This is a genomic window from Vibrio sp. Y51_MX_L26 (assembly GCF_024181935.1).
In the GTDB taxonomy this organism is placed as follows: domain Bacteria; phylum Pseudomonadota; class Gammaproteobacteria; order Enterobacterales; family Vibrionaceae; genus Vibrio; species Vibrio diabolicus.
Genome location: NZ_JAMZAS010000013.1, coordinates 1 through 22,325, shown reverse-complemented (window position 1 = coordinate 22,325; position 22,325 = coordinate 1). Strand labels below are relative to the sequence as shown.

The 22,325-nt window shown below is 46.4% G+C and carries 18 protein-coding genes; 10 read left to right on the top strand and 8 right to left on the bottom strand.

What is annotated here, in order from left to right; translation table 11 throughout:
• Positions 1-5: 5 nt before the first annotated feature.
• The 3 genes from gyrB (at position 6) to NL645_RS19920 (ending at position 4,154) form a co-directional block, all read left to right on the top strand.
• Positions 6-2,423 (top strand): DNA topoisomerase (ATP-hydrolyzing) subunit B, encoded by a 2,418-nt coding sequence (gene gyrB, locus NL645_RS19930; RefSeq protein ID WP_005394109.1) that lies wholly within the window; start codon positions 6-8, stop codon positions 2,421-2,423.
• A gap of 344 nt (positions 2,424-2,767) precedes the next feature.
• Complete coding sequence (locus NL645_RS19925; protein WP_053807522.1) at positions 2,768-3,184, top strand: GreA/GreB family elongation factor; 417 nt, start codon at positions 2,768-2,770, stop codon at positions 3,182-3,184.
• 532 nt (positions 3,185-3,716) lie between these two features.
• Complete coding sequence (locus NL645_RS19920; protein ID WP_005458680.1) at positions 3,717-4,154, top strand: Hsp20 family protein; 438 nt, start codon at positions 3,717-3,719, stop codon at positions 4,152-4,154.
• An 84-nt stretch (positions 4,155-4,238) separates the two neighbouring features.
• Here NL645_RS19920 and NL645_RS19915 read toward each other — a convergent pair whose 3' ends face one another.
• The 4 genes from NL645_RS19915 to glyQ form a co-directional block, all read right to left on the bottom strand.
• Complete coding sequence (locus tag NL645_RS19915) at positions 4,239-5,492, bottom strand: valine--pyruvate transaminase (protein WP_253652270.1); 1,254 nt, start codon at positions 5,490-5,492, stop codon at positions 4,239-4,241.
• Positions 5,493-5,713: 221 nt separating this feature from the next.
• Entirely contained in the window at positions 5,714-7,798 is a 2,085-nt protein-coding gene (locus tag NL645_RS19910; RefSeq protein WP_253652269.1) for an alpha-amylase, read from the bottom strand.
• Between the two features lie 218 nt (positions 7,799-8,016).
• A complete protein-coding gene (gene glyS, locus NL645_RS19905) occupies positions 8,017-10,083 on the bottom strand; it encodes a glycine--tRNA ligase subunit beta (protein ID WP_253652268.1) in 2,067 nt (688 codons plus the stop codon).
• 12 nt (positions 10,084-10,095) lie between these two features.
• The gene (gene glyQ, locus NL645_RS19900; protein WP_006743179.1) at positions 10,096-11,013 is read right to left on the bottom strand and encodes a glycine--tRNA ligase subunit alpha; all 918 of its coding nucleotides are present in this window, start codon (positions 11,011-11,013) and stop codon (positions 10,096-10,098) included.
• 484 nt (positions 11,014-11,497) lie between these two features.
• On the opposite strand from glyQ, the gene NL645_RS19895 reads away from it, so the two are divergent.
• Together NL645_RS19895 and NL645_RS19890 are read left to right on the top strand one after the other, a co-directional pair.
• On the top strand, positions 11,498-12,052 hold the full coding sequence (locus tag NL645_RS19895; RefSeq protein ID WP_005394122.1) for a TMEM165/GDT1 family protein: 555 nt from the start codon (positions 11,498-11,500) through the stop codon (positions 12,050-12,052).
• A gap of 206 nt (positions 12,053-12,258) precedes the next feature.
• Entirely contained in the window at positions 12,259-12,519 is a 261-nt protein-coding gene (locus tag NL645_RS19890; protein WP_031780377.1) for a hypothetical protein, read from the top strand.
• A gap of 42 nt (positions 12,520-12,561) precedes the next feature.
• Here NL645_RS19890 and tusA read toward each other — a convergent pair whose 3' ends face one another.
• Positions 12,562-12,810 carry a sulfurtransferase TusA gene (gene tusA, locus NL645_RS19885; protein ID WP_005394130.1) on the bottom strand — a complete coding sequence of 83 codons (249 nt, stop codon included), beginning with the start codon at positions 12,808-12,810 and terminating at the stop codon, positions 12,562-12,564.
• Positions 12,811-12,943: 133 nt separating this feature from the next.
• Between tusA and NL645_RS19880 the strand changes: the two genes are divergently transcribed.
• Both NL645_RS19880 and NL645_RS19875 read left to right on the top strand, forming a co-directional pair.
• Positions 12,944-13,126, top strand: coding sequence for a hypothetical protein (locus NL645_RS19880; RefSeq protein ID WP_005394131.1), 183 nt, complete (start codon positions 12,944-12,946; stop codon positions 13,124-13,126).
• Between the two features lie 166 nt (positions 13,127-13,292).
• Positions 13,293-14,237 carry a LysR family transcriptional regulator gene (locus tag NL645_RS19875; protein ID WP_253652267.1) on the top strand — a complete coding sequence of 315 codons (945 nt, stop codon included), beginning with the start codon at positions 13,293-13,295 and terminating at the stop codon, positions 14,235-14,237.
• Positions 14,238-14,288: 51 nt separating this feature from the next.
• Here the strand turns inward: NL645_RS19875 and NL645_RS19870 are convergent, their stop codons facing one another.
• From NL645_RS19870 to fadB, 3 genes are all read right to left on the bottom strand, one after another.
• Positions 14,289-15,269 (bottom strand): MDR family oxidoreductase, encoded by a 981-nt coding sequence (locus NL645_RS19870; RefSeq protein ID WP_047010269.1) that lies wholly within the window; start codon positions 15,267-15,269, stop codon positions 14,289-14,291.
• A 281-nt stretch (positions 15,270-15,550) separates the two neighbouring features.
• A complete protein-coding gene (gene fadA / locus NL645_RS19865; protein WP_047010268.1) occupies positions 15,551-16,726 on the bottom strand; it encodes an acetyl-CoA C-acyltransferase FadA in 1,176 nt (391 codons plus the stop codon).
• Between the two features lie 14 nt (positions 16,727-16,740).
• Complete coding sequence (gene fadB / locus NL645_RS19860; RefSeq protein WP_253652266.1) at positions 16,741-18,912, bottom strand: fatty acid oxidation complex subunit alpha FadB; 2,172 nt, start codon at positions 18,910-18,912, stop codon at positions 16,741-16,743.
• Between the two features lie 261 nt (positions 18,913-19,173).
• On the opposite strand from fadB, the gene NL645_RS19855 reads away from it, so the two are divergent.
• From NL645_RS19855 to hemG, 3 genes are read left to right on the top strand one after another with little or no spacing between them, the layout of a single operon-like run.
• Positions 19,174-19,797, top strand: coding sequence for a YigZ family protein (locus NL645_RS19855; protein ID WP_005378891.1), 624 nt, complete (start codon positions 19,174-19,176; stop codon positions 19,795-19,797).
• A gap of 46 nt (positions 19,798-19,843) precedes the next feature.
• On the top strand, positions 19,844-21,301 hold the full coding sequence (locus NL645_RS19850) for a TrkH family potassium uptake protein (protein WP_005378893.1): 1,458 nt from the start codon (positions 19,844-19,846) through the stop codon (positions 21,299-21,301).
• A 9-nt stretch (positions 21,302-21,310) separates the two neighbouring features.
• A complete protein-coding gene (gene hemG, locus NL645_RS19845) occupies positions 21,311-21,838 on the top strand; it encodes a menaquinone-dependent protoporphyrinogen IX dehydrogenase (protein WP_253652265.1) in 528 nt (175 codons plus the stop codon).
• Positions 21,839-22,325 lie beyond the last annotated feature (487 nt).

Genomic DNA, 22,325 nt, shown 5'->3' with positions numbered 1-22,325 from the left:
AACTCATGTCTGAAAATTACGATTCATCGAGTATTAAGGTACTGAAGGGTCTGGATGCGGTACGTAAGCGTCCAGGAATGTACATCGGCGATACGGACGACGGCACCGGCCTTCACCACATGGTTTTCGAGGTGGTGGATAACTCAATTGATGAAGCGTTGGCAGGTCACTGTAAAGACATCGTTGTGACAATTCATGAGGATAACTCGGTTTCCGTTAGCGATGATGGTCGTGGCATTCCAACAGAAATCCACTCAGAGGAAAATGTCTCTGCAGCAGAAGTAATCATGACGGTACTTCACGCGGGTGGTAAGTTCGACGATAACTCATACAAAGTATCGGGTGGTCTTCATGGGGTAGGCGTTTCAGTGGTAAACGCGCTATCTGAGAAAGTTGAGCTGACGATTCATCGTGGTGGCCATATCCATACGCAAACCTACCGCCATGGTGAGCCTCAAGCGCCACTAGCTGTTGTGGGTGATACGGATAAAACCGGTACGCAAATTCGTTTCTGGCCAAGTGCCGAGACCTTCTCTAACACTGAGTTCCACTATGACATTCTGGCGAAACGCCTGCGTGAACTGTCATTCCTGAACTCTGGTGTATCGATCAAATTGGTTGATGAGCGTGAAGCGGACAAACATGATCACTTCATGTATGAAGGTGGTATTCAAGCGTTCGTTGATCACCTAAACACCAACAAAACGCCAATCATCGAAAAAATCTTCCACTTTAACTCAGAGCGTGAAGACGGCATTTCAGTTGAAGTGGCGATGCAATGGAACGATGGTTTCCAAGAGAACATCTTCTGTTTTACCAACAATATCCCACAGCGTGATGGTGGTACTCACCTTGCTGGTTTCCGTGCTGCGTTAACACGTACATTGAACAGCTTTATGGATAAAGAAGGTTTCTCTAAGAAAGCAAAAACAGCGACTTCAGGCGACGATGCGCGTGAAGGTCTAACTGCGGTTGTTTCGGTGAAAGTGCCTGATCCTAAGTTCTCAAGCCAAACAAAAGACAAACTGGTTTCTTCTGAAGTGAAATCAGCTGTTGAGTCTGCAATGGGTGAAAAACTGTCTGAGTTCCTGATTGAGAACCCGACAGAAGCGAAGATGGTTTGTTCGAAAATCATCGATGCAGCACGTGCACGTGAAGCAGCGCGTAAAGCTCGTGAAATGACGCGCCGTAAAGGTGCACTAGACCTAGCTGGCCTTCCAGGTAAACTTGCAGACTGTCAGGAAAAAGATCCGGCACTCTCTGAACTATACATAGTGGAGGGTGATTCGGCAGGCGGCTCCGCAAAACAAGGCCGTAACCGTAAGAACCAAGCAATCCTACCGCTAAAAGGTAAGATTCTTAACGTAGAAAAAGCACGTTTCGACAAGATGCTGTCTTCGCAAGAAGTGGCTACTCTGATCACTGCACTTGGTTGTGGTATCGGTCGTGACGAGTACAACCCGGACAAGCTGCGTTACCACAACATCATCATCATGACCGATGCCGATGTCGATGGTTCGCACATTCGTACGCTACTATTGACCTTCTTCTACCGTCAAATGCCAGAGCTTATCGAGCGTGGTTACGTGTACATCGCTCAGCCACCACTTTACAAAGTGAAAAAAGGCAAACAAGAGCAGTACATCAAAGACGAAGAAGCGATGAACCAATACCAAGTATCATTGGCTCTGGATAATGCATCGCTACACGTAAACGCAGAAGCACCAGCATTGGCAGGTGAAGCACTAGAGAAGCTTGTTCAACAGTACAATGCGGGTATTAAACTGGCGGAACGTATGAGCCGTCGTTACCCAAGTGCTTTGGTAAACGAGCTGATTTACACTCCTCGTCTAACGCCTGAGCAATGCCATGACGCATCAGTTGTTGAAGCGTGGACGAAGCAGCTTATTGAGCAGCTGAATGCGAAAGAAGTGGGCGCTAGCCAATACAGCTACGAAGTTGAACAGCACGAAGAACTAGGCTTAAACTTGCCTAAGATCGTGGTTCGTACTCACGGTGTGACGCACGAACATGCAATTAGCATCGATTTCCTAAACTCGAAAGAGTACGGCAAATTGGCTGATCTATCAGAAGCACTGGATGGGCTTCTGGAAGAAGGCGCGTACATCAAACGTGGTGAGCGTACGATGCCAGTAGCAAGCTTTGCAGAAGCGCTTGATTGGTTGGTTAAAGAGTCAATGCGTGGTCTGAGTCGTCAGCGTTACAAAGGTCTAGGTGAGATGAACCCAGATCAGCTGTGGGAAACGACTATGGACCCAGAAACGCGTCGCATGATGCAAGTAACGATTGAGGATGCGGTAGGCGCAGACCAATTGTTCACAACACTGATGGGTGACCAAGTAGAACCTCGTCGTAACTTCATCGAAGAGAACGCACTGAAAGTAGCGAACTTAGACGTGTAACGACAACTTGTCTTAATAGAAAAAAGCAGCGAGAAATCGCTGCTTTTTTGTTTTAACCACCAATGAAAATCGCCACTTTCTGCCAAGACTTTGGTTTTTCTGGTGCTAACTGCCAATAACCTGATCAAGCTTGCCATTTTATTTCTGTTTTCTTTTTTTCTCGCCATTTTGTTCGCTTGGGCACTTTTGCTTTCTTTTTTCTGCTCGCTATAGTGCTGAAGAGCTGATGAATAAGGAGGTTGAGAAAATGGTGATGACTTTCCTGAACTAAGCCGGAGGTGATGCACTTCCGGTTCAATGCACTGAATTTATTTGTAAGACAAGGCATTAAGAAGGAAATAATCATGTTTGAACGCTGGTTCTCGGCGTACTGTTTGGCGCTGCGAACTTGGTGGTTAACCAGTCGCTTTTTAACCTATCAATCACCACTAAGGTTGTTATCGCTATTTGAAACCTGCGAGCAACAAGCCCATTGCCGTAACCGAGCTCGTATTGCGGTTGGGGACACGGTTCGCTTAGTGGATGTTGAGCGTGCTTATCAATATCGCATGACGTTGGTCAACTCGCACAAGAGCCAACCGATGACAGGTATGCTCGCGGTCGATTCTTATTTGGGATCCCGTTTATTAGGGCGAGCTAAAAATGATGCGTTCGAAATAGAAATTTTTAATCAGCGACGCTGCTTTGTGATTACTGAAATTGTTCATCAATCGCAGCCACCAGCGCAGAAAATGCTGTGTGGCTGTCTGTTGTGTCAATAAATAGAGGTGAAGTCATGAGTAAGAAAGACAAGAAACAACCACAGTTGAGTCTGAAAGAAAAGCGTAAGTTAAAACAGGAAAAAGCGGCAGAAAAGAGCGTTGTAAAAGCGCGTAAATCCTCCCGCAAGTAGAGTGCAGATTGAGCCCACCAGAAAGGTGGGCTTTTTAATACCGATTGCAAAGCGAGGGTAAACTGACCTTTCTGGGGAAATAGCGAGCGCACTTAAAATTTTTTATTTTTTCCCTTGAAAGTCATTTTTGACGACCTTATATCTAGTTGTGAAGAGGATGACTGGCTTGCTAGAGACTAGAAGACAGCCCTCTGGAATCGCTAAAACGAGATCGCTCAAAAGAGGATATGGCGTTTTAGCACACAACCTAAACCTTTAGATTTCCTATCATGTCTCCGAGCCAAATGATGGCCTGCGGAATGATAAGAATCTCTTAGCTCGGCGTTGGTTTTTGCATAAACACGCCTGTGAGATGAACGTCATCTGAGCTAAGACTATTGCTTAATTAAGAGGATAGATTTATGCGTAACGTAGATTTCTCACCACTATACCGTAATGCAATTGGCTTTGATCGTCTGCTAAACCTGATGGAAGCGAATACAGCGAAAAATACTTCTGGCGGTTACCCTCCGTACAACATTGAGCAAAAAGACGAGCATAACTACCGTATTACTATGGCAGTTGCTGGCTTCTCTGAAGACCAACTCGATCTGACTCAAAACGAAAACATGTTGATTGTGAAGGGCGAACGCAAAGCAGAAGAAGGCAAAAACTACGTGTACCAAGGCATTGCTGAGCGCGACTTTGAACGTAAATTCCAGCTAGCGGATTACGTCAAAGTGACTGGCGCATCAATGGAAAACGGCTTATTACATATTGATTTGGTTCGTGAAATCCCAGAAGCAATGCAACCACGTAAAATTGCTATCGGTGGCAACAACCTGCTAGAAAGCAACTAATCAGCAAGTTATTTGCCTTATAGAGTGAGAAAGAGCGCCAGTTGGCGCTCTTTTTAATTTGTGTCTTTGATGTGGGAGTTTGCTTTACTGACCTTGTTGGTAAGCCTTTTCAACTTCTTCCGCGATAATCGCAATGCCTTTTTGCATCATCTCATCGTCTTGAACGTAGTTCATACGCAGGCATTGGTGCGCGTGATCCCACTCGTCTTGCTGACCAATAAAGAAATATTCACCAGGGACAATCAATACGCCACGCGCTTTCAAGCGTTGGTACAGTTCCATTGTTGTTATTGGCAGTTCATCAAACCACAACCACAAGAAGATAGCGCCTTCCGGTTTGTGAATACGGAAGCGCTCATCGGTAATCGCTTCTTGCAGCAGTTCAACCGCACGTTGCGACTTCTGCTTGTAAAACGGCTTAATCACCTCTGAACTCAGTTTAAGCAGGTCGCCTTTAGCGATGATGTGGTTTGCCAGCGCTGGACCCACACTGCCTGGTGCTAGGCTGATGATGCCGTTCATATTGGTTAACGCTTGAGTGATTTCTTCACTCGCAATCACAATCCCGCAACGCACGCCAGGCAAGCCAAGTTTGGATAGGCTCATGCACAAGATGGTGTTTTCATTCCAGAACGGTTCGACATCTTCAAAGATGATGTTCGGGAACGGCAAGCCGTAGGCGTTATCGATGATCAGTGGGATGTTGTTTTCACGTGCGAGTTTGTCCAGTTTACGCACTTCTTCGTCTGTCAGTACGTTACCCGTTGGGTTGGTTGGGCGAGATGCGCAGATTGCCGCAACAGAATCGTCGACGGTTAGCTGTTCAAAATCGACGTGGTATTTAAACAATCCGTTATCTAACAGCTCGATTTCTGGGTGGTAAGAGACAAAGATATCTTCATCAATGCCAGCATCACCATAGCCGATGTACTCAGGCGCGATAGGCAGTAGCACCTTCTTATGCGAACCGTCTGGCTGTTTACCAGCGAGTAAGTTGAACAAGTAGAAGAAGCCACTTTGGCTACCGTTAGTTAAGCTGATGTTCTTCTCTGAAATGTCCCAACCGTAAGTTTCACGGAATAACTGAGCCAGCGCTTTCACGAACGCGTCTTTACCCTGCGGCCCATCGTAGTTGGCTAGGGCGGCGACGAGTTCGCCACTGGCGAGCATTTCCTCACTGGCTTGGTGAAAGTAATCGAGCATGGCAGGAATGGCGGCTGGGTTACCTCCACCGAGCATGATGGCACCTGGTGTGCGTAGACCATCATTCAAATCGTCCATTAACTGCGTGATACCTGAATACTGATTAAATTTTTCACCAAACTTTGAGAACTGCATGCTGACTGATACCTAATTCATTGTGATTGCTTATGTGTATTGAATGCTGATGAAACATCAGCTTATAGAGTAATACTTGACCTTACCCTAATGTTATTACGACGCAAAGTGTGAATTTACTCGAAGAAGAAAAAAGTTTGTCATCAGACCAGATGATGGGGATATGAGCAGTGAACAGAAAAGGGAAGCGAGATGCTTCCCTTGCTGGTGGAGTGAATCGGCTATTCGCCAGTGTAGACGATCAGCACTTTGTCGTCGTGGTATTGGCGCTCGAACGCGTAATACCCTTCTTGATTGCGAGTGATGTGTTTGCCTTGCGCAACCGCTGGGTGGCGTTGACGGAACTCGCCGAGTTTTTGCCAATGTTGCAGCAAGTCTTCACGTTCGCCATGAATCTTATCCCATGGCATATCAGAGCGAGTACCTTGAGTAGGGTCGGAACCGGTAATACCAAAATCACGGGCGATCTCGTCACCATAGTAGATTTGCACTGCACCTGGCGCCAGCATCAACGCATTGGCTGCACGAGCTTGGTCATCAAAGCTGCGGCTGCGTGCTGACCAAAACAGTTGAGTATCGTGCGAAGACAGGTAACTCAACACGTTGAACTCAGGATCGGAGTTAATACGTTCCGCGTAGCGGCGATAATCGCTATCGAGTTGAGCGAAACACTTCAGCGCTTTTGGTGCCACGTCAGATTGGAACTCAAAGTTGATGATGGAGTCGAAGCCGTTTTCGAAATACGGGCTCTTCACCACGCTGTGTGCCCACACTTCACCCGTCATCCAGAAAGGTAGGTCATCCAAGGCTTTGTCTGGGTTGTTTTGTTTCCACTGGGCAAGCGCTTGAGTGGTGCTGGCTTTCAGCTCTGCCCATGCTTCCATTTCAACGTGTTTGGCCGTGTCGACGCGGAAGCCATCAATGCCGTAGTCGCGCACCCAATCGGATAACCAGGTAATCAGGTGTTCACGTGGGGTTTGCAGCTCATCTTGCGCATTGGTGTCTTTATTGCGGAAGAAGTTTGGCAATCCGGTTTTCTGAGTCGATTCGGTTTTGAGATCTGGTAGGTAGTTTAAAGACATGGTGATGTCGTTGTAGCCCGGAGCATCGTAGTCACCAATGTCGGTGCGGATCCAATCTTTGCCCCACCATTTATCCCACGCTTCGCTATCACTGTATTTGATGTAGTCGTTGAAGCTGTGCCAGCTTTGTCCTGATTTTGGCTGCCAGTCGGTCCATTTTTCACCAAGGACTTCTTTGGCTTCTTGGTCATCAAGGTAAAGCTGACCAAATCCGAATTCCTGCATGTCTGCTAATGTTGCGTAGCCAGTGTGGTTCATGACCACATCCCAAATCACGCGAATGCCTTTCTTATGAGCGGTATCGACGAAGGTTCTGAGTTCATCTTCGGTACCCATGTTGGCATCAAGCTTGGTCCAATCTTGGTGATAGTAGCCGTGGTAGCCATAGTGCTTAAAGTCGCCTTTATCGCCGCCGCCAACCCAGCCGTGGATTTGTTCCAGTGGTGAGGTTATCCAGATAGCATTGACACCAAGTGATTCGATGTAATCGAGTTTTTTCGTCAGACCCGCTAAGTCACCACCGTGGAAGGTACCAATCTCATATTTTCCGTCTTTGCTGCGACCGTAGCTGTTGTCGTTGTCTGGGTTGCCGTTATAGAAGCGGTCAGTCATGACGAAGTACACCGTCGCGTTGTCCCAACTGAAAGGTTTTTCGGCTTGCTGCTCAACCTCTTCTAGTAACAACAGACCTTGGCTCATAGTGCCCGGCTGCATGGTTACGCTGCCATTGGCGACTGTAGCTTGTTGTCCGGTTAAGGCATCACGAACGACAGTGCCATCACTGAAGGTTTGGGCAACGTTGATGGTTTTTGGCGTATCGGTTGCGACAGGGCAAGAGTAGGTAATATCTTGATTCTGTTTGGGTTTGAGCCTAACAGTTAGCTCGTTAGTGGTTGGGTTGAGCGTAAATTGATAGGTGTTGGCTTTGAAGATGCGCAGCGGCATTTGGGCATCTGTGGCGCAATTATCCATTTTTAATGGACGATTGAATTTGATGCGGCTTTCTTCTGCCAAAGCAAAGCTACTTCCACAGGTTTGATTACTGTCGGCAATGGTAAAGGTGTAGCTGCCTTTTTCGAGTTTTTGCTCGGCGACAAGTAAGCCTTGTGAGTTTTCCTCAAAAACTGCGGTGTCATCACCAACGCTTAATACGATGGCATTTTCTGGAATCTGGCTGCAGGCGCTCAGTAGACCGATAGAGAGTGCGAGAATTGTTTTTTTCATTGTGTCCTTCCCCCCGAATAAACAGTCCAGTTATAGCAAAACTGTGCCTCTACAATCCGAGCTCTACACCAACAAGTTAAACGCGTCTCACCCTACAAATTTTAGTCTTGTTCACAAAATGAATAATAAGCGTCACCTTCATCGGTTTGAAGGCAACAAAAAAGGGAAGCAGATGCTTCCCTTTTACTTATTTCTTAATCACTTCGAAGAGTAATGAATTACTTTTGAAGGACAGAGATATCTGCGACCTGTAAGAACAGGTTGCGCAGGTTGTTCAGCAATGTCAGACGGTTCTTCTTAAGTGCTTCGTCGTCTGCCATTACCATTACGTTATCGAAGAACGCATCCACTGGCTCACGTAGATCTGCTAGCTTGCTTAGGGCTTCTTGGTAGTTACCGGTCGCAAATGCAGGCTCTAGCGCTTCTGTCATTACTTCAACGCTTTCTGCTAGTGCTTTCTCTGCGTCTTCTTGTAGCAATGCTAGGTCAATTTCTTCTGCTAGTTCGCCGTCGAATTTCGCTAGGATGTTACCTACACGCTTGTTCGCCGCTGCTAGAGACTCAGCTGCTTCTAGTTCACGGAAGTGAGAAACCGCTTTAACTCGTTGGTCGAAGTCAGCTGGTTTCGTCGGGCGACGAGCTAGAACCGCTTGAATGATGTCTACGCTGAAGCCTTCGTCTTGGTACCAAGCACGGAAACGACCAAGCATGAATTCAATTACGTCTTGCTCAACGTTTTCGTTAGTTAAGCGGTCACCAAACAGTGATTTCGCTTTCGCAACGAGGTCAACAAGATCTAGGTTGTAACCGTATTCAACAATGATACGTAGTACACCTAGCGATGCGCGACGTAGTGCGAATGGGTCACTGCCTTTTGGCGCTTGACCAATACCGAAGATACCGACGATTGTGTCTAGCTTGTCTGCCATTGCAACTGCGGTTGAAACGCCGTTTGATGGCAGTTCATCACCTGCGAAACGAGGCATGTATTGCTCGTTCAGTGCGACTGCAACTTCTTCTGCTTCACCGTCGTGGCGCGCGTAGTGCATACCCATCACACCTTGAGTATCCGTAAATTCGAATACCATAGAGGTCATTAGGTCACATTTTGCTAGTAGACCAGCACGCTTTGATTTTTCAACGTCAGCACCGATTTGTTCTGCAATGTAGCCAGCAAGTTCAGTGATGCGGTCTGTTTTGTCTTTGATCGTACCCAGTTGCTTTTGGAAGATCGCTTGCTCTAGTTCAGGAAGACGGTCGATAAGCGGACGCTTACGGTCTGTGTTGAAGAAGAACTCTGCGTCAGCAAGACGAGGACGAACCACTTTCTCGTTACCTTCGATTACGTAACGAGGCTCTTTTGATTCGATGTTCGATACGAAGATGAAGTTAGGTAGTAGCTTCTTGTTTTCGTCATAAACAGGGAAGTACTTCTGGTCACCTTTCATGGTGTAAACCAACGCTTCAGAAGGCACTTTTAGGAACTCTTCTTCAAACTTCGCTGTTAGTACCACTGGCCATTCAACCAGAGACGTGACTTCTTCTACTAGGTCATCTTCTAGGTCAGCGATACCGCCAACCGCTGCTGCCGCTTTTTGTGCGTCAGCTAGGATGATTGCTTTACGCGCTTCGTAATCTGCCATTACTTTACCGCGCTCTTCTAGGATCGCAGGGTATTGCTCAGCAGAATCGATAGTGAACTCTTGTTCACCCATGAAGCGGTGACCACGGATAGTGCGGTCAGAAGCGACACCAAGGATCTCGCCTTCGATTAGGTCGCTGCCCATCAGCATGGTTAGCGTCTTAACTGGACGGATGAACTGAGTTGTTTTGTTACCCCAGCGCATTGGTTTTGCGATAGGTAGGTTTGCTAGTGCTTTCGCTGCAAGTTCAACGACGATCTCAGACGTTGGCTGACCTTTCACTTCTTGTTTGAACAGTAGCCATTCACCTTTATCTGTAACCATGCGCTCTGCTTGGTCAACAGAAATACCACAACCGCGTGCCCAGCCTTGAGCCGCTTTGGTTGGGTTGCCTTCCGCGTCAAACGCTGCAGAAACCGCAGGGCCACGTTTTTCAACGATTTTGTCTGATTGGCTTTCTGCTAGTGCCGCGACTTTAAGTGCAAGACGACGAGGAGCCGCAAACCATTTCACGCCTTCGTGAGCAAGCTCAGCGCTTTTTAGTTCTGCTTCGAAGTTTGCTGCGAATGCTTCAGCTAGCGTACGAAGTTGCGTTGGTGGTAGCTCTTCTGTACCTAGCTCGATTAGAAATTCTTTTGCCATGTTCTCTACCCCTTACGCTTGTTCTTTCTTACACATTGGGAAGCCAAGAGCTTCACGCGATGCGTAGTATGCTTCTGCTACTGACTTAGTCAGATCGCGAATGCGCAGGATGTAACGCTGACGCTCAGTTACTGAGATCGCTTTACGCGCGTCTAGTAGGTTGAATGCGTGACCTGCTTTTAGGATGCGCTCGTAAGCAGGTAATGGCAGTGGCTTTTCAAGCTCAAGCAACTCTTTACACTCTTTCTCACACTGCTCGAAGAAACCAAATAGGAATTCAACGTCTGCGTGCTCGAAGTTGTAAGTCGATTGCTCTACTTCGTTTTGGTGGAAGATATCACCGTAAGTCACTTTGCTGCCGTCTGGCGCGATGTTCCAAGTTAGGTCGTAAACCGAGTCTACTTCTTGGATGTACATTGCTAGACGTTCGATACCGTAAGTGATCTCACCAGTGACTGGTTTACACTCAAGGCCGCCAACTTGTTGGAAGTACGTAAACTGAGTTACTTCCATACCGTTTAGCCAAACTTCCCAGCCTAGACCCCATGCGCCTAGTGTTGGGTTTTCCCAGTTGTCTTCTACGAAACGGATGTCGTGTACAAGAGGGTCAATACCAAGAACTTCAAGGGAGCCAAGGTACAACTCTTGAATATTGTCAGGCGATGGTTTTAGCGCTACTTGGAATTGGTAGTAGTGCTGAAGACGGTTAGGGTTTTCACCGTAACGGCCATCAGTAGGACGACGTGAAGGTTGTACGTAAGCTGTCGACATTGGCTCTGGGCCAAGCGCTCGTAGACAGGTCATTGGGTGAGAGGTACCCGCACCCACTTCCATATCTAGCGGTTGAACAATGGTACAACCATTTTGAGCCCAATAATCCTGCAGCGCGAGGATCATTCCCTGGAAGGTTTTGATATCGTATTTTTGCATAAGTCAGGTTCGCGCGATTCTCTTGTTACTCGTTAATTCGTCATCTATGCCGAGTTTTTCAACTCTAACAACGGCGATAAAGAGTAATTACGGTTGAATAAATTAACAATCTAGTATAACCAGATATTGAGCATGGGAGTAGAGCTAATCTTGATTAATTCGTGGGCGATTTTCTCCTTTAATGAATTTTTACCGCGTTATCTGCTGTATTTTTCTTAAAAGGGAGTTTTTGCCTGCTTTGGCTCTTGAGAAGCGCAACAAAGGTGGCTAGAATTGCGCCTGTCTTTGGGGAGTAGCTTACCTGATGAAGTTTCTGTTTCATCTGGTTCGTCCGTCAACATAATTGGTGCAAAATCACCATGGCGTTCGAGACTTGAAGCCTTTCAAGTTTAGCAAGACCTTAGACAAATCATCACGAACCGGGGTAGGGGCGTGAGGTTTGTCTTTGGTTAAATATAATAATCCCTGCCCCAATGAGCATGTCGTGAGCGTTTTAGCTATTTCAATTACTACTGTAGCGTTAGCAGAAATTGGCGATAAGACCCAATTGCTATCTCTATTACTCGCAAGTCGTTACCGCAAACCAATCCCAATTATTGCAGCAATCTTTTTGGCAACCATTGCCAACCACGCTTTGGCTGCATGGTTAGGTGTGGTTGTCGCTGACTATTTATCACCTGAGATTTTAAAGTGGGTGCTGGTGGTCAGTTTTGTCGCGATGGCGGCTTGGGTTCTGATCCCGGACAAACTGGATGATGACGAGCAGATTTCTAATCGAGGCCCATTTATTGCCAGCTTTATCGCGTTCTTCGTTGCGGAGATAGGCGATAAAACTCAGATCGCCACTTCCATCTTAGGGGCGCAATACGCGGATGCGCTGAGTTGGGTCATACTTGGCACGACCATTGGTATGTTGTTGGCTAACGTGCCTGTGGTGTTAATTGGTAAGCTTTCAGCAGACAAGATGCCCCTGGGGTTGATTCGTAAAGTCACCGCTATTTTGTTCGTGTTGTTGGCGATTGGTGCGGCCTTCTTTTAATATTTTTAGGCGGATAACGCAGCCTGAAAATGGAAAATGTTATCCGCGAACAATCGTTAAAATGATGCAAATAATCAATAACTAGCGAATTAGTGGCGTAGCTCAAACTCTGACTTAAAATCGCTCCGTAGCGTGACGGATGACATATTAGTGTCATACTTGTCATGGTAGTTTAATGGTGTGAATGATAGCGAGAGGGCAAGTTTATGCTTACACGTTACATGGGGATGACCCCAAAGAGTCAGAGTTATTTATTCACCTTTGGTTTGGCGCTGTGCTTGTTAGCGATGGTACTGACTGATATGTGGTTGCCGATTGTGGCAGGATCGTTCGTTCTTACTGGATTAACAGTAGAGGCGTGGATTCGCGTAGCCCACATCATTCCTATGCATGAAGAGATGCGGGCAATGAAAAAACAACTCAACAAGCTCCAATCAGAAGTTCGCACACTCGAATACGATGAATAAACAAACGGCAGCCAATCGGCTGCCGTTTTTAATTCGACCAGATTATTCCAATCCTTTCTTGATCAGGTACTGATACGGAACTTGCTCCGTTTGTGCTGCAATTAATTGGTGATCCATAAAACGGCAGAAACTCGGAATGTCTCGAGTCGTGGATGGGTCATCTGCTTTGACCAGCAAAATCTCACCATCTTGCATGTTGCGAATTGTCTTCCTGACCATCATCACTGGCTCTGGGCAGCGCAGTCCTTCCGCCTCTAATGTCTTTGTTGCCAGTTCAGGATTAAAGCTCATAGTGTGATTCTCGTAACTAACTTAGCGGTGAATTCTACGTTCGTTGAAAAAATATTCAATAACCACTTGGCAAACGGAATTTTTTGTTTTACCTTAAATTAACAATTTGGTAACAACTGGCAAAGGAGAGGCAATGTTAACAGCGTTAGACAGACTTACGATTTACTCCGTACTTTGTTTTATCTCGTTTTGTGCTTTGGTACTCAGAACGCCAGCTGACACCTCTTTGATGCCTCTTGTAGGCATGGTTGCCACTATTATTGGGATTTGGATCGAGATGCGCAAATGGTCAGGTGCATCTGAGCAAGAAAATTAGCGCTTTTTGCTTCGATCAGAATACTTTAATAACGCTCACCTATTTTTACCGACACTTCATTCCGACACTATCCCCATTTTTCTTGGGCTTCCCCGCTGAAAGGCGGGATTTTTTTTGCCTGAAGAGTACAATTTACCCAAACACATACAAAATAAGTGGCTAATTCGTGGAACTGGAAGACATCTATCGCCGAGATTTAAATTTACTGGTTGCGTTGCGAGTACTGATAGAAGAAAACAGTGTCAGTAAGGCGGCAACACGTCTAAATTTGAGTCAATCGGCAATGAGTCGTGTGCTTGGTCGTCTGCGCGACTTATTGGGAGACCCGCTGTTTACTCGTCAGGGGCAGCATTTGATCCCAACTCAGAAAGCGTTAGAGATCGATCGCTCATTAGGCGAGCCCTTAGAGTCTTTACGTCAGTTGTTATCTCCGGTTGAGTTTGACCCATTGCAATGCGTACAGACTTTCAACATCGTGACCACCGACTATGCCATGCAAACGATCTTACCGTTCGCTTTGCCGAGAATTTACCAAGAAGCGCCAAACGTGTCTTTTAACTTCTTACCACTGCAACACGACCGTTTATCAGATCAGCTCACTTATGAAGGTGCAGACTTAGCGATTTGTCGCCCGACAGGTCCGGTGGAGCCGCTACGCAGTGAAGTGTTGGGGCGAGTGGGGGTGCTGTGTATGCTTTCAAAACAGCATCCATTAGCGTATAAAGAAATGAGCTTGGATGATTATCTGAGTCATCCACATGCCATGATCGCCATCAGTGATGGTGTTAAGGCACTGATCGAACAAGCTTTGATGGAGAAACCTAAGCGTAAAATGGTTCTGCGGGCTTATCATTTAGAAGCTGCATTGGCGATCATGGATACCTTGCCAATTATCATCACAGTGCCAGCGGACTTGGCGTATCTGGTTGCCGAGCGTTATGACTTGGTGGTGAAACCATTACCCTTCCAATTTACTCCATTTGAATACTCGATGATTTGGCATGCGCGTTGCGAGCATTCTCCTGCTCAAGAATGGTTAAGAACGATTGTGCGTGAAGAATGTAGCCGTCTAATAGCTAAGCGTATCGAAGATATGGGATTAAACTGCTAACAAAAAGAGCCAGCAATGCCGGCTCTTCGTCTGTTTATGCTGAGTCAGTGTTTATAGCTTGATAACCACACGACCTGTTACTTGACCGTTGGTGATGTCTTCTGCGTATTTTGGTGCTTCTGCTAGTTCTACTTCAGTACATGCTTGCTCGAAATAGCTGTCTGGTAGTAGTTCAACCAGTTTTTCCCATGCTGCGATGCGTTTCTCTGTTGGACACATTACTGAGTCCACACCTTGTAGACGAACGTTACGTAGGATGAACGGCATCACTGTAGTTGGTAGATCAAAACCACCTGCAAGACCACAAGCGGCGACTGCACTGTTGTAATCCATTTGCGCCAATACTTTTGCTAGTACTTTGCTGCCGACGGTGTCTACCGCACCTGCCCATACTTGCTTTTCAAGTGGACGTGCTGGTTCTTCAAATTCAGTACGGTCAATGATGCGGCTAGCACCTAGTTTTTCAAGTAGCGGACCGTTTTTCTCTACACGTCCTGTCACTGCTGCAACTTTGTAGCCAAGCTGCGCTAGGAGCGTTACTGCTACCGAGCCTACGCCGCCACTTGCGCCCGTTACTAGGATTTCACCAGCTTCAGGTTTGATGCCTGCATCAAGCAGTGCTTGAACACATAGCATACCAGTGAAGCCAGCAGTACCAACCATCATTGCTTTTTTGCTGTCTAGACCTTTTGGTAGTGGCACTAGCCAATCCGCTTTTAGACGAGCACGTTGAGCCATGCCACCCCAATGGTTTTCACCCACGCCCCAGCCAGTTAAGACCACTTTGTCACCAGCTTGGTAACGCGAATCTTCAGAACTTACAACCGTACCCGCTAGATCAATGCCAGGTACCATCGGGAAGTTACGGATGATTTTACCTTTACCTGTGATCGCCAAACCATCTTTGTAATTCAACGATGAGTAATCGACTTCAACCAGAACGTCACCTTCCGGCAGTTGTGTTTCATCGATTTGCTCGATACTAGCGATAGTGCGTTTGTCTTCTTGGTTTAGAACTAGAGCATTAAACATAAGGTTCTCCGAAATTGCGTTAGCGTGACTCAGTTGCCACATACAGCAAGATATTAACTGTCTATAAGTCTATGTCTTCTCTATCTATGAATAAAATGAAAGTTACTCATTTCATGTATGCTTTGTATGCATATTTACTGTGTTTGGCGTAAAACAAAGGGCGACATCTGATGTCGCCCTTAAGTGTAATACTAAATTATTTTAGTATTTATTCATTTCATGCTGGTTGTTGAGTAGATCACTACGACCATCGTCGTTTTGAGCCTACTTCACTCAAAGCGTTAAGGCCTCTCAAATACGGTCGCTATACCCTGACCCAAACCGATACACATGGTGGCTAGACCGTATTTCGCGTCTTTCGCTTCCATTAGGTTGATCAACGTTGTTGAGATGCGTGAACCAGAACAGCCTAGTGGATGACCCAATGCTATCGCACCACCGTTAAGGTTGACCTTCTCATCCATCACATCAAGCAGACCTAAGTCTTTAGCACACGGCAGAGACTGCGCTGCAAATGCTTCGTTTAGCTCAACCACATCCATGTCTTCAATTGAAAGACCGGCACGCTTGAGCGCTTTTTTCGTCGCCGGTACCGGACCGTAACCCATGATGGATGGATCGCAACCTGCGATCGCCATGCCCTTAATACGTGCGCGAATTTTCAAGCCAAGCTCATTGGCTTTCTCTTCGCTCATGATCAGCATCGCTGATGCACCATCAGACAGCGCTGATGATGTACCGGCTGTTACTGTGCCGTTTGCTGGGTCAAACACAGGACGAAGCTGAGACAGACCTTCAACTGTTGTCTCTGGACGAATCACTTCATCATAGTCGAGAGTAAACAGTGTACCGTCAGCCGCATGGCCTTCAATTGGTAGGATTTCGTTTTTAAAGCGACCCTCTACGGTTGCTGCGTGCGCACGAGCGTGAGAGCGCGCGGCAAACTCGTCTTGTTGCTCACGGCTAATGCCATGTAATTTACCAAGCATTTCAGCCGTTAAGCCCATCATGCCCGCAGCTTTTGCTACGTTCTTTGACATACCAGGATGAAAGTCTACCCCGTGGTTCATCGGCACATGCCCCATGTGCTCAACGCCACCAATTAGGCAGATTTCAGCATCGCCAGTCATGATCGCACGTGTACCGTCATGCAGCGCTTGCATGGATGAGCCACACAAACGGTTAACCGTCACAGCGCCAATTTCAATCGGCAGGCCCGCGAGTAGCGCGGCATTACGTGCAACGTTAAAGCCTTGCTCTAGTGTTTGCTGTACACAGCCCCAGTAGATGTCTTCAATCTCGCTTGGGTTCACTTGTGGGTTACGCGCAAGGATACCCTTCATTAGGCGCGCGGATAGATCTTCTGCTCGTGTATGACGGAAAGCACCACCTTTAGAGCGACCCATTGGAGTACGTAGACAATCGACTACGACAACATTTCTTGTTTGATTAGTCATTTTAGAATCCCTCCTTAGATAGAACCTTGCTGTTGTGCACCGTAAAAGCTTTCACCTTTCGCCGCCATATCAATCAGCATTTGCGGTACTTGGTACATCGCACCTAGCTCGGCGTGTTGTTTTGCCATTTTAACGTATTCAGCAATACCCACGCTGTCTAGGTAGCGGAATACGCCACCGCGGAATGGAGGGAAACCAAGACCATAAACCAATGCCATGTCTGCTTCCTGCGGAGTAGCGATGATGCCTTCTTGAAGGCACAGCACCACTTCGTTGATCATTGGAATCATCATACGTTGAATGATGGTCTCATCGTCAAAGTCATGCTTATCGGCACAAACGTCAGCAAGTACTGGTAAGATCGCTTCTGAGAAGGTTTTCTTCGGCTTACCTTTTTTATCTATGGTGTAGCTGTAGAAGCCATTACCATTTTTCTGACCATATTTGTCTGCTTCGAATAGTGCATCAATCGCATCACGACCTTGTTTACCCATACGCTCAGGGAAACCCTCTGCCATCACAGCTTGTGCGTGGTGCGCGGTATCAATGCCGACTACATCAAGCAAGTACGCCGGTCCCATCGGCCAGCCAAACTTACGCTCCATGACTTTGTCGATTTTCGTAAAGTCAGCACCATCACGAAGTAGCATGCTGAAGCCGCCAAAGTATGGGAACAATACGCGGTTAACGAAGAACCCTGGGCAGTCATTAACGACAATTGGTGATTTGCCCATTTTCGCAGCATACGCCACAACACGATTGATGGTTTCATCAGAGGTGTGCTCACCACGGATGATCTCAACAAGAGGCATACGATGCACTGGGTTGAAGAAGTGCATACCACAGAAGTTTTCTGGGCGTTTTAGTGATTTTGCCAATAGGTTGATAGGAATCGTCGAGGTGTTTGAGGTGATAACGGTGTCGTCACCGACATGGGATTCGACTTCACTCAAAACCGCCGCTTTTACTTTCGGATTTTCAACGACAGCTTCAACAATCACATCAGAGTTTTCAATACCTGCGTAATGTAGGCTCGGTGTGATTGACGCTAAAATACCCGCCATCTTAAAGCCATCAATGCGACCGCGAGATAAGCGTTTATTCAGCAGCTTAGATGCTTCAGTCATGCCTAGGTCGAGCGACGCTTGTGCGATGTCTTTCATTAAGACAGGCACACCTTTTAGCGCTGATTGGTAAGCAATGCCGCCACCCATGATACCTGCACCTAATACGGCTGCACGTTGCGTGTCTTTACTTGCTGACTTCGCTGCTTTTTTCGCAATGCCTTTGATGTATTGATCGTTAAGGAATAGGCCAACCAGTGATTTTGCTTCTTCCGATTTAGCCAATTTCACGAAGTGCTTACGTTCAATGTCTAACGCTTCATTACGTGCAAAGCGAGCACCTTCTTCAATCGTGATAACGGCTGTCATTGGGGCAGGGTAGTGAGGACCAGCTTTCTGTGCTACTAGACCTTTCGCCATGGTGAAGCTCATCATCGATTCTAGCTTACTCAGCGTTAGCGGAGATGTTTTCTGTGCTCGGCGTGCTTGCCAGTCAAGTTTCTCATTAATTGCAGAGTTAAGAGTTTGTAGTGCCGATTCGTATAAAGCATCAGTCTCTACAACAGCATCGAGTAAGCCAATTTTCAATGCTTCATCAGCTCGGCATGCTTTACCTTGGGTGATGATTTCCATTGCGCTGTCTGCGCCAATAACGCGAGGTAAGCGTACACAACCACCAAAGCCCGGCATGATTCCCAGTTTCGTTTCTGGTAGGCCGATGCTGGTGGTTTTGTCACCAATACGCATGTCTGTTGCTAGCACACATTCACAACCGCCACCAAGAGCGTGGCCTTTGATCACCGAGATGGTCGGAACGGGTAAGTCTTCTAATTTGTTAAAGATGCTGTTAGCAAATTGCAGCCATTGGTCGAGCTCGGTATCCGTTTTAGCAAACAGACCTAAAAACTCGGTAATGTCTGCGCCTACAATGAATGCGTCTTTATCTGAAGTGAGCAACAACCCCTTGAGGCCTTGATGGGCAATGAGCGCATCAAGAGCTTTATCTAGCGATTCCAATGTCGCTAGGTCGAGTTTGTTGACGGATTTTGGAGAGCAGAAGCTTAGCTCTGCAATACCATCTTGTATTTCCTTTACCTGTAGGGTTTCGGCTTGGTAAATCATTGTCTATCTCCATGACATACAATCGTGGATTGTCTGTATACCTATTTCAACGACGCCGTGTACCTCGGCAAATAGGTATCGAGGAAGTCGTTTTATTTTTGTTCTGGTTTGACCAGTAAAGTTAGTTTGGATCGTGGATTGTCTAATTTCAATACATTTTTTAAACAAGTGTTTAACATTGTGCGCTGTGGCAGATCTTATGCGACGGGTAAATCACACTCGTGATAGACTTCAGGCAAATAGACCTGAATCCATAATCCTATGAATGACAAGCCTTATCTGATTCCAGCAGAGCCCGCTCAATTTGAAGAAGAAATTAAAAAGAGCGTCTTCATTACTTATTTGGCACACACGCCAAGTATCGAAGCTGCAAAAGCATTTGTTGATCAAATCAAAGCTAAACACGCTGATGCTAGACATAACTGTTGGGGCTTTGTTGCTGGTCGACCAGAAGATTCGATGAAGTGGGGCTTTAGTGATGATGGGGAGCCGTCCGGAACTGCAGGCAAACCGATCTTGGCGCAGCTGTCTGGCTCTGGGGTGGGGGAGATCACGGCAGTGGTCACGCGATACTCTGGTGGAATCAAGTTAGGTACAGGCGGCTTGGTTAAAGCGTATGGGGGTGGGGTACAACAAGCGCTCAAGCTGCTTCAAACTATTGAGAAAAAAATAACCACAAAGCTCAGACTAACGTTAGACTATGGGTTTATGCCGATCGCACAGTCAATCATGCCGCAATTTGGTGCGATAGAAGTCGAGGCTGAATACAGCGATCAGGTGGTATTAGTGGTGGAAATTGAGCTTCGAGAAGTGAGCGCGTTTACCCAAGCAATCATCAATAAAAGCGGGGCAAAGGCAATTGTCACTCCGCTAGACGGACAATAATGAAAAACAGGAAGCAACAGGGACAGCTTCGCTAGTCAATTTATCCATGCAATTTCGTTCAATTATTCGAATCGTCGGGCTACTGCTCGCACTCTTTAGTGTCACTATGCTTGCGCCAGCACTCGTTGCGCTGATCTATCGAGATGGTGCAGGTGTGCCTTTTGTCACGACATTTTTTGTTCTGCTGTTTTGTGGGGCCGTTTGTTGGTACCCAAACCGCAGGTATAAGCACGAGCTTAAAGCTCGAGATGGCTTTCTTATTGTCGTCTTATTCTGGACAGTACTTGGCAGTGCAGGCTCGATCCCCTTTCTCATTGCTGACAACCCGAACGTCTCAGTGACAGATGCGTTTTTTGAATCGTTTTCTGCTCTCACGACGACCGGGGCGACCGTTATTGTTGGTTTGGATGAGTTACCTAAAGCAATTCTATTCTATCGACAGTTACTGCAGTGGTTCGGCGGTATGGGGATTATCGTATTAGCGGTGGCGATTTTGCCAGTACTTGGCATCGGTGGTATGCAGCTTTACCGCGCCGAGATCCCTGGTCCAGTCAAGGATACTAAAGTGACGCCGCGCATAGCAGAAACTGCTAAGGCGCTTTGGTACATCTATTTGAGCCTGACTATCGCCTGTGCTTCGGCTTTTTGGTTAGCTGGTATGACGCCATTTGATGCCATCAGTCACAGCTTTTCCACCATTGCCATTGGTGGCTTCTCTACCCACGATGCCAGCATCGGATACTTTGATAGTTACGCGATTAACCTGATTACCGTGGTTTTTCTGCTTATATCTGCATGTAACTACACGCTGCACTTTGCTGCATTTGCATCAGGTGGCGTACATCCCAAGTATTACTGGAAAGATCCTGAGTTTCGCGCCTTCTTGTTTATTCAAGTGCTGCTATTTATCATTTGCTTTCTATTATTACTGAAACATCACTCTTACACATCGACATACGATGCTTTCGATCAGGCTCTGTTCCAAACCGTATCAATATCCACAACAGCGGGCTTTACGACAACAGGTTTTGCGGATTGGCCGCTCTTCTTACCTGTGCTGTTATTGTTCTCTTCCTTTATAGGTGGTTGTGCTGGTTCAACAGGCGGCGGCATGAAAGTGATCCGTATCCTGCTTCTTACCTTACAAGGTGCGCGTGAACTAAAACGTTTAGTCCATCCACGCGCGGTTTACACCATCAAAGTAGGTGGCAGTGCCCTACCGCAACGTGTTGTCGATGCGGTTTGGGGCTTCTTCTCCGCATACGCATTGGTATTTGTGGTTTGTATGTTGGGGTTAATTGCAACAGGAATGGATGAGCTCAGTGCGTTCTCGGCGGTGGCTGCGACTCTGAACAACCTCGGTCCTGGCTTGGGAGAAGTGGCGCTTCACTTTGGTGATGTTAACGACAAAGCAAAATGGGTATTGATAGTTTCTATGCTGTTTGGTCGTTTGGAAATCTTTACCTTACTTATTCTACTTACGCCGACGTTTTGGCGTAGCTAAGGGGAAATCGTGGCAAAAGCATTATTTCTATACTCTTCCCGCGAAGGGCAGACTAAAAAAATTCTCCACTATATAGATGAACAACTTCCAGACTTCGATTGTGAGTTGATGGATTTACATAATGTCGAGACGATTGATTTCAGCCAATACGACAGAGTATTGATAGGCGCCTCTATTCGCTATGGCCATCTTAATAAAAAGCTATACCAGTTTATTGAGCGAAACCTCAATCAGCTTGAACAAAGTAAAGTGGCATTTTTCTGCGTAAACCTAACCGCTCGTAAAGAGGACCAAGGAAAGGATACACCTGAAGGTAGTGCTTACATTCGCAAGTTTCTAATTAAGTCTCCTTGGAAACCAACGCTAATCGGTGTTTTTGCTGGTGCACTTTATTACCCACGTTACAGCTGGTTCGACAGAACTATGATTAGGTTCATTATGTCGATGACAGGTGGCGAAACCGATACGACCAAAGAAGTGGAATACACCAATTGGGAAAAAGTGGCTCTTTTCGCAGATAAATTCAGAGAACTGTAGAAATAACGTGCTCTTTTGACTGCTTTTGATGCAAATTTATCCGAACGATAAAAAAATCAAAAAAAACGAGAAAAAGGGCTTGCCAATGTGATCGCAATCTCTATAATGCCACCTCGCTGACACGGCAACGCTTCGAAAGAAACGAAGTCGTCGAGGTTAGCAAGCCAAATTAGCCAAGCGGAAACGCTTGAAGAAAGTTTGAAAAAAGTGATTGACACTAAACTTTAACTCGCTAAAATGGCCGTCCTGTTTTGAGCAAAGCTCAACAGGAAAAGCTCTTTAACAATATAGACCTATCAATCTGTGTGGGCACTCGTTGATGATAATCCAATTAGAAACTTCGGTTTCAAATTAGGTTTCAATGAAACGAAGTGACCATTGAATCTTCGGATTCAGCACAGTCAATTCAAACATTACTTTATGTAATGTTCAGTATTCATTGAGCCGAACAAAATCTTAAATTGAAGAGTTTGATCATGGCTCAGAT

Coding starts and splice junctions, on each gene's coding strand:
- gyrB (WP_005394109.1), top strand. CDS start 6: ATGTCTGAAAATTACGATTCATCGAGTATTAAGGTACTGAAGGGTCTG.
- NL645_RS19925 (WP_053807522.1), top strand. CDS start 2,768: ATGTTTGAACGCTGGTTCTCGGCGTACTGTTTGGCGCTGCGAACTTGG.
- NL645_RS19920 (WP_005458680.1), top strand. CDS start 3,717: ATGCGTAACGTAGATTTCTCACCACTATACCGTAATGCAATTGGCTTT.
- NL645_RS19915 (WP_253652270.1), bottom strand. CDS start 5,492: ATGCAGTTCTCAAAGTTTGGTGAAAAATTTAATCAGTATTCAGGTATC.
- NL645_RS19910 (WP_253652269.1), bottom strand. CDS start 7,798: ATGAAAAAAACAATTCTCGCACTCTCTATCGGTCTACTGAGCGCCTGC.
- glyS (WP_253652268.1), bottom strand. CDS start 10,083: ATGGCAAAAGAATTTCTAATCGAGCTAGGTACAGAAGAGCTACCACCA.
- glyQ (WP_006743179.1), bottom strand. CDS start 11,013: ATGCAAAAATACGATATCAAAACCTTCCAGGGAATGATCCTCGCGCTG.
- NL645_RS19890 (WP_031780377.1), top strand. CDS start 12,259: ATGCTTACACGTTACATGGGGATGACCCCAAAGAGTCAGAGTTATTTA.
- tusA (WP_005394130.1), bottom strand. CDS start 12,810: ATGAGCTTTAATCCTGAACTGGCAACAAAGACATTAGAGGCGGAAGGA.
- NL645_RS19880 (WP_005394131.1), top strand. CDS start 12,944: ATGTTAACAGCGTTAGACAGACTTACGATTTACTCCGTACTTTGTTTT.
- NL645_RS19870 (WP_047010269.1), bottom strand. CDS start 15,269: ATGTTTAATGCTCTAGTTCTAAACCAAGAAGACAAACGCACTATCGCT.
- fadA (WP_047010268.1), bottom strand. CDS start 16,726: ATGACTAATCAAACAAGAAATGTTGTCGTAGTCGATTGTCTACGTACT.
- fadB (WP_253652266.1), bottom strand. CDS start 18,912: ATGATTTACCAAGCCGAAACCCTACAGGTAAAGGAAATACAAGATGGT.
- NL645_RS19855 (WP_005378891.1), top strand. CDS start 19,174: ATGAATGACAAGCCTTATCTGATTCCAGCAGAGCCCGCTCAATTTGAA.
- NL645_RS19850 (WP_005378893.1), top strand. CDS start 19,844: ATGCAATTTCGTTCAATTATTCGAATCGTCGGGCTACTGCTCGCACTC.